Origin of the sequence: Streptomyces inhibens (assembly GCF_022221585.1) — a bacterium.
Lineage (GTDB): Bacteria > Actinomycetota > Actinomycetes > Streptomycetales > Streptomycetaceae > Streptomyces > Streptomyces inhibens.
This window is the reverse complement of sequence record NZ_CP084681.1, coordinates 4419790-4432872: the sequence shown is the minus strand read 5'-3', so window position 1 is coordinate 4432872 and position 13083 is coordinate 4419790. Positions and strand designations below refer to the sequence as shown.

12 protein-coding genes are annotated in these 13083 nt (G+C 70.6%); 7 read left to right on the top strand and 5 right to left on the bottom strand.

Features of this window, described 5'->3' with window-relative positions:
• Positions 1-36 precede the first annotated feature (36 nt).
• Positions 37-306, top strand: a complete 270-nt coding sequence (locus KI385_RS20125; RefSeq protein WP_238573564.1) for a DUF397 domain-containing protein — start codon at positions 37-39, stop codon at positions 304-306.
• Between the two features lie 332 nt (positions 307-638).
• Here the strand turns inward: KI385_RS20125 and KI385_RS20115 are convergent, their stop codons facing one another.
• Positions 639-1412 carry an SDR family NAD(P)-dependent oxidoreductase gene (locus KI385_RS20115; protein ID WP_238573561.1) on the bottom strand — a complete coding sequence of 258 codons (774 nt, stop codon included), beginning with the start codon at positions 1410-1412 and terminating at the stop codon, positions 639-641.
• Positions 1413-1568: 156 nt separating this feature from the next.
• Positions 1569-2234, bottom strand: a complete 666-nt coding sequence (locus KI385_RS20110) for an MOSC domain-containing protein (RefSeq protein WP_238573559.1) — start codon at positions 2232-2234, stop codon at positions 1569-1571.
• Positions 2235-2418: 184 nt separating this feature from the next.
• Here KI385_RS20110 and KI385_RS20105 point away from each other — a divergent pair, with 184 nt between their 5' ends.
• Entirely contained in the window at positions 2419-3330 is a 912-nt protein-coding gene (locus KI385_RS20105) for a LysR family transcriptional regulator (protein ID WP_238573557.1), read from the top strand.
• Positions 3331-3437: 107 nt separating this feature from the next.
• Here the strand turns inward: KI385_RS20105 and KI385_RS20100 are convergent, their stop codons facing one another.
• The gene (locus tag KI385_RS20100) at positions 3438-3770 is read right to left on the bottom strand and encodes a WhiB family transcriptional regulator (protein ID WP_238573555.1); all 333 of its coding nucleotides are present in this window, start codon (positions 3768-3770) and stop codon (positions 3438-3440) included.
• 381 nt (positions 3771-4151) lie between these two features.
• Here KI385_RS20100 and KI385_RS20095 point away from each other — a divergent pair, with 381 nt between their 5' ends.
• From KI385_RS20095 to KI385_RS20080, 4 genes are all read left to right on the top strand, one after another.
• The gene (locus KI385_RS20095) at positions 4152-4763 is read left to right on the top strand and encodes a response regulator transcription factor (protein WP_003948568.1); all 612 of its coding nucleotides are present in this window, start codon (positions 4152-4154) and stop codon (positions 4761-4763) included.
• Between the two features lie 280 nt (positions 4764-5043).
• On the top strand, positions 5044-5619 hold the full coding sequence (locus tag KI385_RS20090; protein WP_018090849.1) for a sigma-70 family RNA polymerase sigma factor: 576 nt from the start codon (positions 5044-5046) through the stop codon (positions 5617-5619).
• A gap of 138 nt (positions 5620-5757) precedes the next feature.
• The gene (gene guaB, locus KI385_RS20085) at positions 5758-7260 is read left to right on the top strand and encodes an IMP dehydrogenase (protein ID WP_128507117.1); all 1503 of its coding nucleotides are present in this window, start codon (positions 5758-5760) and stop codon (positions 7258-7260) included.
• A 114-nt stretch (positions 7261-7374) separates the two neighbouring features.
• Entirely contained in the window at positions 7375-8493 is a 1119-nt protein-coding gene (locus KI385_RS20080; protein ID WP_128507115.1) for a GuaB3 family IMP dehydrogenase-related protein, read from the top strand.
• A gap of 77 nt (positions 8494-8570) precedes the next feature.
• Here KI385_RS20080 and KI385_RS20075 read toward each other — a convergent pair whose 3' ends face one another.
• Positions 8571-9815: a nucleotide sugar dehydrogenase gene (locus KI385_RS20075; protein WP_238573554.1), complete on the bottom strand. Its 1245-nt coding sequence runs from the start codon at positions 9813-9815 to the stop codon at positions 8571-8573.
• A gap of 191 nt (positions 9816-10006) precedes the next feature.
• On the opposite strand from KI385_RS20075, the gene KI385_RS20070 reads away from it, so the two are divergent.
• Positions 10007-11713 (top strand): glycerol-3-phosphate dehydrogenase/oxidase, encoded by a 1707-nt coding sequence (locus KI385_RS20070; protein ID WP_238573552.1) that lies wholly within the window; start codon positions 10007-10009, stop codon positions 11711-11713.
• Here the strand turns inward: KI385_RS20070 and KI385_RS20065 are convergent.
• Positions 11710-12972, bottom strand: a complete 1263-nt coding sequence (locus KI385_RS20065) for a serine hydrolase domain-containing protein (protein ID WP_238573550.1) — start codon at positions 12970-12972, stop codon at positions 11710-11712. The two genes, KI385_RS20070 and KI385_RS20065, sit on opposite strands and share 4 nt — an antisense overlap.
• Between the last annotated feature and the right edge of the window lie 111 nt (positions 12973-13083).

Below are 13083 nucleotides of genomic sequence, written 5' to 3'. Positions count from 1 at the left end.
CTCTGATCAGCGACGTGATGGAAGGGTACGGGGACCATGGACAGACACGACCTCAGCGCGGCGATCTGGATAAAGAGCAGTTACAGCGGCGACAACGGCGGCAACTGCATCGAAGTGGCGCCCACCTGGATGAAGAGCAGCTACAGCGACCGCGACGGCGGCAACTGCATCGAAGTAGCCCCCGGTATCCCCGGCCTCGTCCCCGTACGTGACAGCAAAGCCCCGCACGGCCCCGCGCTGGTCTTCCCGGCCGCTGACTGGTCTTCTTTCGTCGCTGCCGTCAAGCGCGGGCAGTTCCCCGCCTGAAGGCCCCAGCACGGCAGACCCCCGGGGCACCCTCTTCGTGGCTCTGGCCTCCCTGACGGGGGATCCGGACCCCGCCCCCGTACAGGCCCTGGCAACAACGCACGTCACCGGCCACGAAATCCACGTCACGTGGCACGACGACGCCACCACCACCCACCTGGCCCTACCCCACCCACCCACGGGAGGGGGCGGGCCGGAGGGGCTTGATGTGCGGACGTAAAGCGAAGCAGTCCGCACATCAAGCCCCTCCGGCCCGCCACCGCACCCACAGCCCCGCGCAGCGGACAAAAAAACCAACGGCGCCGCACCCGGCAACGTGGGATGCCACAGCCCTAGCGGGGCCCGTACTTCCGCCCCGTACGAGACGTCAGACCGCCCAGGACTCCACGCGGCGCCAACTTCACCGCTCCCATCAACGCCTTGTACCGCGGATCCGGAATGGACAGCGACTTCCCCCGCGCCAGGTCCTTCATCGCCGCGTCCACCAGCTTGTCCGCATCCAGCCACATCCACCCCGGGATGTTGTCCGTCCCCATCCCGGCCCGCTGGTGGAACTCGGTCCGTACGAAGCCGGGGCACAGCGCCATCAGTCGCACCCCGCTGCCCGCCAGATCCCGCGCGGCGCCCTGGGTGAACTGCACCACCCACGCCTTGCTCGCGCCATAGGTGCCGCGCGGCACGAACGCCGCCACCGACGCCACATTGACCACGGCCCCGCGCCGCCGGTCCCGCATACCGCGTACCCCGGCCGTGGTCAGCCGCAGCACCGCCTCGCAGTGCACCTTGAGCATCGTCAGCTCGTCGGCCATCGAGACTTCGAGGTACTCGCCCTTGTTGCCGAAGCCGGCGTTGTTCACCAGCAGATCGACCGGGTGCTTGGTGTCCGAGAGCCGCGCCTCGACGGCGGCGATGCCGTCCTCGGTGGACAGATCGGCGCTCAGCACCTCCACCTCGATGCCGTGCCGGTCGTGCAACTCGGTGGCCTGCTCGCGCAGTCGCTTCTCGTCGCGTGCCACCAGCACCACGCTGTGGCCGTCGCTCGCGAGCCGCCGGGCGAACGCCGCCCCGATGCCCGCCGTCGCTCCCGTGATCAATGCAGTCGTCATACCGGAACGCTATCCGCCCCGGGGAGGACACCGGAGCCCCAGCCCCCGGTGGTGCGCGGCCCCCCTGCGTACGGGGCGCGCCACGCCACCTCACCTGCGGATCCGAGCGCGCTCCGCTGCCCGCCCCCAGGCCGCCTCCCCGCCCGGCCCGCGAGGTCAACTCCCTTGCTGCTCCACATACTTCACGGCACGTCGGCGCGCCTCCGCATGCAGCGCCTCACCCGTCTCCAGCAGCCGAGGCAGCAGCTCCCGCTCGGTGGTCACCGCCCGGAACATCAGCCCGACCGTCACCTCGTGACCGGGGCGGTGCACCCGCTCGATGGTGTCCCCGGCGCGGATCTCGCCCGCCTCGATCACCCGGAAGTACGCGCCGGGCACCGCGGCCTGGGTGAATCGCTTGATCCAGCCGCGTTCGCCGAGCCACCCCTGGAACGTACGGCAGGGGATCCGCCCCGAGGTCACCTCCAGCAGCAGCCGGGGGCCGACCCGCCAGCGTTCGCCGATGAGGGCGCCGGTGATCTCGATGCCCGAGGTGGTGAGGTTCTCGCCGAAGGAGCCGTTGGGCAGCTCGCGGCCCAGCGCCCGCTGCCAGTCGTCCAGATCCTCGCGCGCGTAGGCGTACACGGCCTGGTCGTCGCCGCCGTGATGGCGCAGATCGACCACCGCATCGCCCGCCAGCCCGCTGCCGCCGATGCCCTCGGGGCCGGGGGCGGTGACCGCCACCGGGCCGTCCACGGGCCGCTTGTCGATGCCCGTGCCGCCCTCGGCGTCGGTGTACTCGGACGGTGTCGGCCGCCCCACGTTCACGGTCAGCAGCTTCATACGCCCTCCGTCGTTCCTTTCGCGTCGTCCACGAAAAGGGGCCCGGGCAACGCACACCGGCCCACGGTCGGACTCCGGCCACCGGGCCCACGACCAGCCCCGCCACCTCTCACGCTAACCATCCCACCCCAAACCGTCGAACCAATTTTTCCCCGTCGACCCAAGATTCGCTTATGCTCGAAGCGTGATCGAGGCCCGACATCTCCGAGTGCTGCGCGCCGTCGCCAGGACCGGCTCGTTCTCCGCCGCCGCGCGCGAGCTGGGCTGCACCCAGCCGGCCGTCAGCCAGCAGATGAAGGCCCTGGAGCAGTCCGCCGGCACCCCGCTGCTGGTCCGTGCGGGGCGCGAGATGCGGCTGACGCAGGCGGGCGAGGCGCTCGTACGGCACGCCGTCGGCATCCTGGCCGGGCTCACCGCCGCCGAGGAAGAGGTCGCGGCCATCGCGGGCCTGCGGGCGGGACGAGTGCGGCTGGTGTCGTTCCCGTCGGGCAGCTCGACGCTGGTGCCGACCGCTTTGGCGAAGATGCGGGCCGCGCACCCGGGCACCCGGGTCTCGCTGGTCGAGGCCGAGCCGCCGCGCTCGATCGAGATGCTGCGCAACGGCGACTGCGAGATCGCGCTGGCCTTCCGCTATCCGGAGGTGCGCGGCGCGGACCCGGCGGCCGGCGCCGAGTGGGACGACCTGGTGGTGCGGCCGATCCTGGCGGACCGGCTGATCGGCCTGGTGCCGGACGGCCACCGGCTGGCGAAGGCGGGCACGGTGCGGTTCGCCGAGCTGGCCGACGAGCCGTGGATCGCGGGCTGTCCCCGCTGCCGCAGGCATCTGGTGGAGGTCTGTGAGAGCGCGGGGTTCACGCCCCGTATCGACTTCGCGACGGACGACTATCCGGCGGTGATCGGCCTGGTCGGCGCGGGCCTGGGGGTCGCCGCGCTGCCCGAGCTCACGCTGGAGTCGGTGCGCCCCAAGGGGGCCACGACGGTACGGATGGAGCCTGCGGTGCACCGCGAGATCGTCGCGCTCACGCTGCCGGATCTGGCGCATGTCCCCGCCGTCGAGGCGACGCTCGACCAGCTGGCGGACGCGGCGGGCCGCTGAGGCTGAGTGACCCTGCGGCCGCACGCCATATAAGTGCGCAGCCGTGTGCTCCCGCAGCCGTACAACTCTGCAGGAACGTTTCTTCAGGAGCGATCCGCTCCCGAGGCTCAGGCGCCGGAGACGCCGGCGTGGCCGGTCATGGAGGTCGCGGGGATCAGCCGGTGGCGGGCCCGGCCCATGAGCTCCTCGCGTTCGTCCTCCGTCAGTCCGCCCCAGACCCCGTAGGGCTCACGGACGGCCAGGGCATGCGCCGCGCACTCGGCCCGCACGGGGCAGCGCATGCAGACCTCCTTCGCCGATGTCTCACGCGCGCTACGGGCCGCTCCGCGCTCGCCCTCGGGGTGGAAGAAGAGAGAGCTGTCCACACCGCGGCAGGCGGCGAGCAGCTGCCAGTCCCAGAGGTCTGCGTTCGGGCCCGGGAGGCGGGAGAAATCTGCCATTGCTTGTCCCCTCGAAGCGATGCTGATTCGGGCTCGGTGCTCACGACCGTACATCTACTGTCGAAGTAGATGTAAATATGACTCATTGCGAATCTAGTCATAGTCAACGCGAAAATGGAAGAAAGAGAGCCAAATAGGGCATAGGGTGCACGCGCGGATGCCGGCCGCGCGATGAGTCGTCTGCGTATCCGGCTCCTTACGGAGCGTGCTGAACTCGGTCGCCGAAGCCGTAACTCTTTCGAGTGACCGTCGTTGAGTGTGCGGAGGCGATTGGCAGAGGTAGCCCTCGGGCAGATGTCCGAGCGGCCGTCAATCGCACAGGTGACGATACGTACCAGCCTGGAGGCTCAAGGTGACGCGCATCAGCTGCGGAGGACGGTCATGACATCCGTCCTCGTCTGCGACGACTCCCCGCTTGCCCGAGAGGCGCTCCGTCGGGCGGTTGCGACCGTGCCCGGCGTCGAGCGTGTGACGACCGCGGCCAACGGCGAGGAAGTCCTCCGCCGCTGGGGTGCCGATCGCTCGGACCTGATTTTGATGGACGTACGGATGCCCGGTCTCGGCGGTGTCGAGACCGTGCGCCGGCTGCTGTCCGCCGACCCCGGCGCCCGGATCATCATGCTCACGGTGGCCGAGGATCTGGACGGTGTCGCGCTCGCGGTCGCCGCCGGTGCCCGCGGCTATCTGCACAAGGACGCCTCGCGCGCCGAACTGCGGGCGACGGTGACCCAGGCGCTGGCCGACCCGACGTGGCGGCTCGCCCCGCGCCGGCTGCGGTCCGCCGAGATGGGGGCCGCGCCGACGCTGACCGCGCGCGAGATCCAGGTCCTGGAGGGTATGAGCCACGGCCGGTCGAACGCCGAGATCGGGCGTGAGCTTTTTCTCTCCGAGGACACGGTCAAAACCCACGCGCGGCGCCTTTTCAAGAAACTCGGCGCCTCGGACCGGGCGCATGCGGTGGCCCTGGGCTTCCGCTGGGGACTGGTCCGCTAAGGCGTTGTGACGTGCAGCGATGCGGGGGAGTGAAGATCCCCGCCCGCCCTGCGGCGGGCGGGGCGGCATGGTGCCCCGCAAGCCGCCCGCGTGCGACGGCGGTCCGATTCCCCGCGCCGTGCCGCATCCTTGAGGTATGGAGTTCCTCGGGGACGGGTCGGTCGGGCACGAGGGGAGGGCGCAGGACATGACAGCCGGCGCACCTGCCGCGCATAACGCTTCAGTGCACAAGCACGGACCTGGTGCCGCGGATCGTGCGGCGCCAAGGCACCATGGACCGATGCGCGATGACGGGAAGCAGGAGATCGGCGATCTCGTCGCACGCGCCGTCGAGGGAGACCAGCGGGCCACCCATGACCTGCTGGCTCATGTGCACCCCCTCGCCCTGCGCTACTGCCGCACCCGGCTGTCGAGGCTGCCGGGTGACGCCCGGCACTTCGTCGAGGATCTGGCGCAGGAAGTGTGTGTCGCGGTGCTCTGCGCGCTGCCGCGCTACCGCGACACCGGCAAGCCGTTCGAGGCGTTCGTCTTCGCCATCGCCGGCCACAAGGTCGCCGATCTGCAGCGCGCCGCGATGCGGCATCCGGGCAGCACGGCCGTGCCGTCCGACGAGATGCCCGAACAGCCGGACGACTCCCTGGGCCCCGAGGAGCGGGCGCTGCTGAGCAGCGACGCCGAGTGGGCCAAGAAGCTGCTGGCCAATCTTCCGGAGAATCAGCGCGAGCTGGTGCTGCTGCGGGTCGCCGTCGGGCTGACGGCCGAGGAGACCGGGCAGATGCTGGGGATGTCGCCCGGTGCCGTACGGGTCGCCCAGCATCGCGCGCTGAGCAGGCTGCGGGCGCTCGCCGAGCAGTAACGGTCCCTGCCGCAGGCGGCGAGAAATCGCCGTAGAAAGGCACAAGTGACGAGGCCCTCATCGCTCGTGGATTGGGACACTTCTTTAGGCCGTTAGCATGGGAGTCCGCGCTGAGGCAAGAGCATTGGGGAAGGTGTCATGAGTGACAACGTCGACGGTATGCCCGCCAAATTCGCCATGCTCGGGCTGACCTACGACGACGTGCTGCTGCTGCCCGGTGCGTCGGAGGTGCTGCCGAACGCGGTGAACACCGCCTCCCGGGTTTCGCGCAACGTCTCGGTGAACATCCCGCTGCTGTCCGCGGCGATGGACAAGGTCACCGAGGCCCGGATGGCGATCGCCATGGCACGTCAGGGCGGCGCGGGCGTACTCCACCGCAACCTGTCCATCGAGGACCAGGCCAACCAGGTCGATCTGGTCAAGCGCTCCGAGTCCGGCATGGTCACCGACCCGATCACGGTCCGGCCGGAGGCCGATCTGGCCGAGGCCGACGCGCTCTGTGCCAAGTTCCGGATCAGCGGTGTGCCGGTCACCGATGCCGCGGGCAAGCTGCTGGGCATCGTCACCAACCGCGATATGGCCTTCGAGATGGACCGCAGCCGTCAGGTCCGCGAGGTCATGACGCCGATGCCGCTGGTCACCGGCAAGGTCGGCATCTCCGGCGAGGACGCCATCGAGCTGCTGCGCCGCCACAAGATCGAGAAGCTGCCGCTGGTCGATGACGCGGGCGTGCTCAAGGGCCTGATCACCGTCAAGGACTTCGTCAAGGCGGAGAAGTACCCGAACGCCGCCAAGGACGCCGAGGGCCGGCTGGTCGTCGGTGCCGCGGTGGGCGTCGGCGACGCGGCGTACGAGCGGGCGCAGGCGCTGGTCGAGGCCGGTGCCGACTTCCTGGTCGTGGACAGCGCGCACGGCCACAGCCGCGGCATCCTCGACATGATCGCCAAGGTCAAGTCCAACATCAACGTCGATGTCGTCGGCGGCAATGTCGCCACCCGTGACGGTGCCCAGGCGCTGATCGACGCGGGCGCCGACGGCATCAAGGTCGGTGTCGGCCCCGGCTCCATCTGCACCACCCGTGTCGTCGCCGGTGTCGGCGTTCCGCAGGTCACCGCGATCTACGAGGCGGCGCAGGCCGCGAACGCCGCGGGCGTACCGCTGATCGGTGACGGCGGCCTGCAGTTCTCCGGCGACATCGCCAAGGCCATCGCGGCCGGTGCGGACACGGTCATGCTGGGCTCGCTGCTGGCCGGCTGCGAGGAGTCGCCGGGCGAGATGGTCTTCATCAGCGGCAAGCAGTTCAAGTCGTACCGCGGCATGGGCTCGCTGGGCGCGATGCAGTCCCGTGGCCTGGGCCGGTCCTTCTCCAAGGACCGCTACTTCCAGGACAACGTCCTCTCCGAGGACAAGCTGGTGCCCGAAGGCATCGAGGGCCAGGTGCCCTACCGCGGCCCGCTCGCCTCGGTCGCCCACCAGCTCGTCGGCGGCCTGCGCGCTTCCATGGGCTATGTCGGCTCCGCCGACATCCCCGAGCTCAAGGAGAAGGGCACCTTCGTCCGCATCACCTCCGCGGGTCTCAAGGAGAGCCACCCGCACGACATCCAGATGACGACCGAGGCACCGAACTACAGCCGGCGCTGACCTGCGCGTACGGGCTTGCCCGTACGCGACGCCGAAGCCCGCGGCCGCACCCCGGCCGCGGGCTTCGATGTGTCGGGGATACTGGAACGGCAGACGTAGAGAAAGGCCACACACGTGACTGAGATCGAGATCGGGCGCGGCAAGCGCGGCCGCCGGGCATACGCATTCGACGACATCGCCGTCGTACCCAGTCGCCGCACCCGCGACCCGAAGGAGGTCTCGATCGCCTGGCAGATCGACGCCTACCGTTTTGAGCTGCCGTTCCTGGCCGCTCCCATGGACTCGGTGGTCTCGCCGCAGACCGCGATCCGCATCGGTGAGCTGGGCGGTCTGGGCGTCCTCAACCTGGAGGGTCTGTGGACCCGGTACGAGGACCCGGAGCCGCTGCTCGCCGAGATCGCGGAGCTGGACGGCGCCACGGCCACCAAGCGGCTGCAGGAGATCTACGCCGCGCCGATCAAGGAAGAGCTGATCGGGCAGCGCATCAAGGAGGTGCGCGACGCGGGCGTCGTGACCGCCGCCGCGCTCTCCCCGCAGCGCACCGCGCAGTTCTCCAAGGCCGTTGTCGACGCAGGTGTCGACATCTTCGTGATCCGCGGGACGACGGTCTCCGCCGAGCACGTCTCCTCCGCGGCCGAGCCGCTGAACCTCAAGCAGTTCATCTATGAGCTGGACGTCCCGGTCATCGTCGGCGGCTGCGCCACGTACACCGCCGCGCTGCACCTGATGCGTACCGGCGCGGCCGGTGTGCTCGTCGGCTTCGGCGGCGGCGCCGCGCACACCACCCGTAACGTCCTCGGCATCCAGGTCCCGATGGCGACCGCGGTCGCCGATGTCGCCGCCGCGCGCCGCGACTACATGGACGAGTCCGGCGGCCGCTACGTCCACGTCATCGCCGACGGCGGTGTGGGCTGGTCGGGTGACCTCCCGAAGGCGATCGCCTGCGGTGCGGACGCGGTGATGATGGGCTCCCCGCTGGCCCGCGCCACGGACGCGCCGGGCCGTGGCCACCACTGGGGCATGGAGGCGGTCCACGAGGACGTGCCGCGCGGCAAGCGGATGGACCTCGGTGCGGTCGGCACGACCGAGGAGGTGCTGCTGGGGCCGTCCACGACCCCGGACGGCTCCATGAACTTCTTCGGTGCGCTGCGCCGGGCGATGGCCACCACCGGCTACTCGGAGCTCAAGGAGTTCCAGCGGGTCGAGGTCACGGTCGCGCCTCATCGGCGGTAGTTCCCGCATTCCCCACAGCAGAAGCTCGGTCGCGCCACGGCGCGGCCGAGCTTCTGCGGTTTCTCGCCGGGGGCGGCTCACAGCCGATGGGCCGCGCCCGTAGGGGTGGCGCCCCGTGTGTCGAGGAGGAGCTGGGCCTTTACCGACAGGCCCTGGAGGTCGTAGGTGCGATGGGGCTGGAGCAGCACCGTCAGGTCCGCGGCGGCAGCGGCCTCGTAGAGGGAGTCGGCGCGGGGGACGGGGCGGCCCAGGACGTTCCACTGGGGGACGTACGGGTCGTGGTAGGTGAGGTGCGCGCCCAGTTCCATCAGTCGGGAGGCGATTTCACGGGCCGGGGAGCCTGCCTGGTCGCCGATGTCCGGCTTGTAGGTGACGCCGAGGAGCAGTACGCGCGCGCCGCGGGCGGACTTGCCGTGTTCGTTGAGGAGGGTGGCGCAGCGCTGGATGACATAGCGCGGCATCCGGCCGTTGACCTCTTGGGCGAGTTCGACCATGCGGAGCGGGTGGCCCATCGAACGGCCTTTGTAGGCAAGGTAGTTGGGGTCGATGGGAGCGGCGTGGCCGCCTACGCCGGGGCCGGGGCGGAAGGACTGGAAGCCGAACGGCTTGGTCTCGGCGCAGCGGATGACGTCCCACAGGTCGACGCCGATGTCATGGCAGAAGACCGCCATCTCGTTCATCAGGGCGATGTTGATGTGGCGGTAGTTGGTCTCCAGGAGTTTGGCGGTCTCGGCCTCGCGGGGGCCCCGGGCGCGGACGACCTTGTCGGTGAGGCGGCTGTAGAAGGCGGCGGCCGCCTCCGTGCAGGCGGGGGTGAGGCCGCCGATGACCTTGGGGGTGTTGGCGTAGCGGTGGGTGCGGTTGCCGGGGTCGTGGCGGCCGGGGGAGCAGGCGAGGTGGAAGTCGCGGCCGGCGGTGAGGCCTGAGCCCTCTTCGAGGAGGGGGCGCAGGAATTCCTCGGTGGTGCCCGGGTAGGCGGTGGATTCGAGGATCACCGTGGTGTGCGGGCGCAGGTGTGCGGCGAGTGTGCGGGCGGCGTCGGCGACGGCGGTCAGGTCCAGGGCGCGGTCCTCGCCGAGTGGCGTGGGTGCGCAGATGACGGCGGTACGGACCCGGCCGAGGGCGGTGGGGTCGTTGGTGGTGCGGAAGCCGGCGGAGAGCAGGCGGCGGAGTTCGGTGGCGGTCAGTGGCCCGTCGGCGCCGGAGAGGGCGGCGTGCGGGTCGGGGTCGTAGCCGAGGGTGCCGACGCCGGCGGTGGTGGCGGCCTGGGCGAGGGGGAGGCCGAGGTGACCGAGTCCGATGACGGCGAGATCTGCGGGCATGCTGCGGCCGTCCTTCCCGAGCGATTCCGGATGGCGCATAAGTACACTAAGCCGACATTTGACCCAGAATAAGGATTGGTGGATCAAGGTGGCGGGGTGTTGCCGCCGTGAGCGGAGGGTGGATACCGACACGTAGCGCGGACAGAATCGACGGACGGGGGGTGTGGCCCCGATCACAGCGGGAGGCAGCGGTGAAGACAGCGATACTGGGACCGGCACAGCGGGCCGAGGCGCTCGCCCGAATGGCGGAGCGGGAGCTGGACATTCTCGTGGTCGGCGGCGGAGTCGTCGGCGCGGGGACCGCTCTGGACGCGGCGACGCGTGGCCTGTCCACCGGACTGGTCGAGGCGCGCGACTGGGCCTCGGGCACGTCCAGCCGGTCGAGCAAGCTCATCCACGGCGGTCTGCGGTATCTGGAAATGCTGGACTTCGCGCTGGTGCGGGAGGCGTTGAAGGAGCGGGGGCTGCTGCTGGAGCGGCTGGCGCCGCACCTGGTCAAGCCGGTGCCGTTCCTGTATCCGCTGCAGCACAAGGGCTGGGAGCGCTGGTACGCGGGCGCGGGTGTGGCGCTGTACGACGGGATGTCGATCTCGTCGGGGCACGGCCGCGGGCTGCCCGCGCACCGGCATCTGTCGCACAAGCGGGCGCTGCGGGTGGCGCCCTGCCTGAAGAAGGACGCGCTGGTCGGCGCGTTGCAGTACTACGACGCGCAGATGGACGACGCGCGGTATGTGGCGACGATCGTGCGGACCGCGGCCGCCTATGGCGCGCAGGTCGCCAACCGGGCGCGCGTGGTGGGTTTTCTGCGCGAGGGCGAGCGGGTGGTCGGCGCGCGGGTGCAGGACGTCGAAGGGGGCCTGGACTACGAGGTCCGGGCGCGGCAGATCGTCAACGCCACCGGTGTGTGGACGGACGACACCCAGGCGCTGATCGGTGAGCGCGGGCAGTTCCACGTCCGCGCATCGAAGGGAATTCACCTGGTTGTACCCAAGGACCGGATCCATTCGACGACCGGGCTGATCCTGCGGACGGAGAAGAGCGTCCTGTTCGTCATCCCGTGGGGACGGCACTGGATCGTGGGCACGACGGACACCGACTGGGACCTGGACAAGGCCCATCCGGCGGCCTCCAGCGCGGATATCGACTATCTGCTGGAGCATGTGAACTCGGTGCTGGCGACGCCGCTGACCAGGGACGACGTGGAGGGCGTGTACGCGGGGCTGCGGCCGCTGCTGGCCGGTGAGTCGGACGCCACCAGCAAGCTGTCGCGTGAGCACACGGTCGCGCATCCGGTGCCGGGCCTGGTGGTGGTCGCCGGCGGCAAGTACACGACGTACCGGGTGATGGCCAAGGACGCGGTGGACGAGGCGGTGCACGGCTTGGACCAGAGGGTCGCCGAGTGTGTCACCGAGGATGTGCCGCTGGTCGGCGCCGAGGGCTACAAGGCGCTGTGGAACGCGCGGGCCCGGATCGCGGCGCGCACCGGACTGCATGTGGCGCGCATCGAGCATCTGTTGAACCGTTACGGCTCGCTCGCCGAGGAGCTGCTGGAGCTGGTGGTGGCCGATCCTTCACTGGGCGAACCGCTGGCGGCCGCCGACGACTATCTGCGCGCCGAGGCGGTCTACGCCTGTACGCACGAGGGCGCCCGGCATCTCGACGACGTGCTGACCCGGCGTACCCGTATCTCCATCGAGACCTTCGACCGGGGCACCCGCAGCGCCCGCGAGGTGGCCGAGCTGATCGCGCCGGCGCTGGGCTGGGACAGCGACCAGATCGAGAAGGAGATCGCGCACTACCGGAAGCGGGTCGAGGCGGAGCGCGAATCGCAGCGGCAGCCGGACGATCTGACGGCGGATGCGGCGCGGTTGGGGGCGCCGGACATCGTGCCGCTCTAGGGCCTTTCCGGCCCTGACCCATCGGACAGACCCTGGGACGCGCAGAACTCCGCCGTCAGTACGGCGGTGGCGTGTGCCGGGTCGGGCAGGGCGTCGGTGTTCACGCGGTAGCTGACCAGGTGGTGGCCGTCGGCGGTGCCCGCGGTCTGGGCGAAGGAGCCGTTGATATCGCCGCTGTGACCCCAGACCGTGACGCCGCAGGGCAGCTCGGTCGCGTACAGGCCGAGGCCGTAGGTGCCGCCGGTGCCCTTCTCGTTGCGTATCTGGGCCATCTGGCGCGGCGCCAGGAACTTGCCGCCGAGCAGCGCGGAGAAGAAGCGGTTGAGATCGCCCAGGGTGGTGACCATCTCGCCGGCCGCGCCGGCCCGGCTGGGGTCCAGGGACGTGGTGTCCACCCGCCGGTCGCCGATCCGGGAGTACGCGCGGCCGTGCGGCTCGGGCAGCGCCGGGTCGGTGCCGGGGAAGGTGGTGTGGTCGAGCCCGGCGGGGAAGAGGATGCGGCGCCGGATCTCCGTGGCGTACGGGTGTCCGGTGACCGCCTTGATGACCAGGCCGAGTACGAGGTAGTTGGTGTTGGAGTAGGCGTAACGGGTGCCCGGTGCGGCGACCGGCGGGTGGCTCAGGGCGATCCGCAGCAGCTCCGCCGGGGTGTGGCTGTCGTAGCGGTGGGCGCCGAAGCCCTTGCCGTAGAGCTGCTTCGAGAGCCGGGAGTCCGCGGTGTAGTTGAACAAGCCGCTCGTATGGTCCAGCAGCTGGCGGATCGTCACCTTCCGCAGATCGCTGCGGTCGCCCTCTCCCGTGGCCGGTACGTCCGGCGGGAGGTGCGCGGCCGCGGTGTCGTGCAGGGTCAGCTTCCCCTCGGCGACGAGCTGCAGGATCACCGTGGCGACCAGGGTTTTGGTGAGGCTGCCGGCCCGGAAGTGGTCCAGCGGGCCCATCTTGCGGCCGCTGCGCAGATCGGCCACGCCGGCCGTGGAGAAGCGCGGGGCCGGGAACCCGTCGCGGGTGATGAGGGAGGCGGCGCCCGGGGCCCCGTCGCCGACCAGACGGTGCAGTGCGTGCCCGGTCGTCGCGGGCGGCCGTTCGAGTTCCAGGGGCGGGATCGGGGCGTAGCGGGTCTGGCCGGTACACGCCGTCAGGGCCAGCGCGGCCAGGGCGGCCAGCGCGCCCGTACGGACCGTGATGCCGCGGTGACCGGCCGGTGACGGCGCAGGGGGGAGGGCACCGGCCGCGGCCGGGCGGGGCGAGCGCATCGTCATCGGGACTCCCGTTCGTCGGGGCCATCATGACGGGTACACGGCACCGACCGGCACCGACCCGGGCCTTCCGCATGGCCGCGGATGAGGGAGAATGAAGGCTCTGCCAGGGTG

Bases quoted from the DNA above. Each gene is read 5' to 3' on its own strand.
- KI385_RS20125 (WP_238573564.1), top strand. From the start codon at position 37: ATGGACAGACACGACCTCAGCGCGGCGATCTGGATAAAGAGCAGTTAC.
- KI385_RS20115 (WP_238573561.1), bottom strand. From the start codon at position 1,412: ATGACGACTGCATTGATCACGGGAGCGACGGCGGGCATCGGGGCGGCG.
- KI385_RS20110 (WP_238573559.1), bottom strand. From the start codon at position 2,234: ATGAAGCTGCTGACCGTGAACGTGGGGCGGCCGACACCGTCCGAGTAC.
- KI385_RS20100 (WP_238573555.1), bottom strand. From the start codon at position 3,770: ATGGCAGATTTCTCCCGCCTCCCGGGCCCGAACGCAGACCTCTGGGAC.
- KI385_RS20095 (WP_003948568.1), top strand. From the start codon at position 4,152: ATGACATCCGTCCTCGTCTGCGACGACTCCCCGCTTGCCCGAGAGGCG.
- KI385_RS20090 (WP_018090849.1), top strand. From the start codon at position 5,044: ATGCGCGATGACGGGAAGCAGGAGATCGGCGATCTCGTCGCACGCGCC.
- guaB (WP_128507117.1), top strand. From the start codon at position 5,758: ATGAGTGACAACGTCGACGGTATGCCCGCCAAATTCGCCATGCTCGGG.
- KI385_RS20075 (WP_238573554.1), bottom strand. From the start codon at position 9,815: ATGCCCGCAGATCTCGCCGTCATCGGACTCGGTCACCTCGGCCTCCCC.
- KI385_RS20065 (WP_238573550.1), bottom strand. From the start codon at position 12,972: ATGACGATGCGCTCGCCCCGCCCGGCCGCGGCCGGTGCCCTCCCCCCT.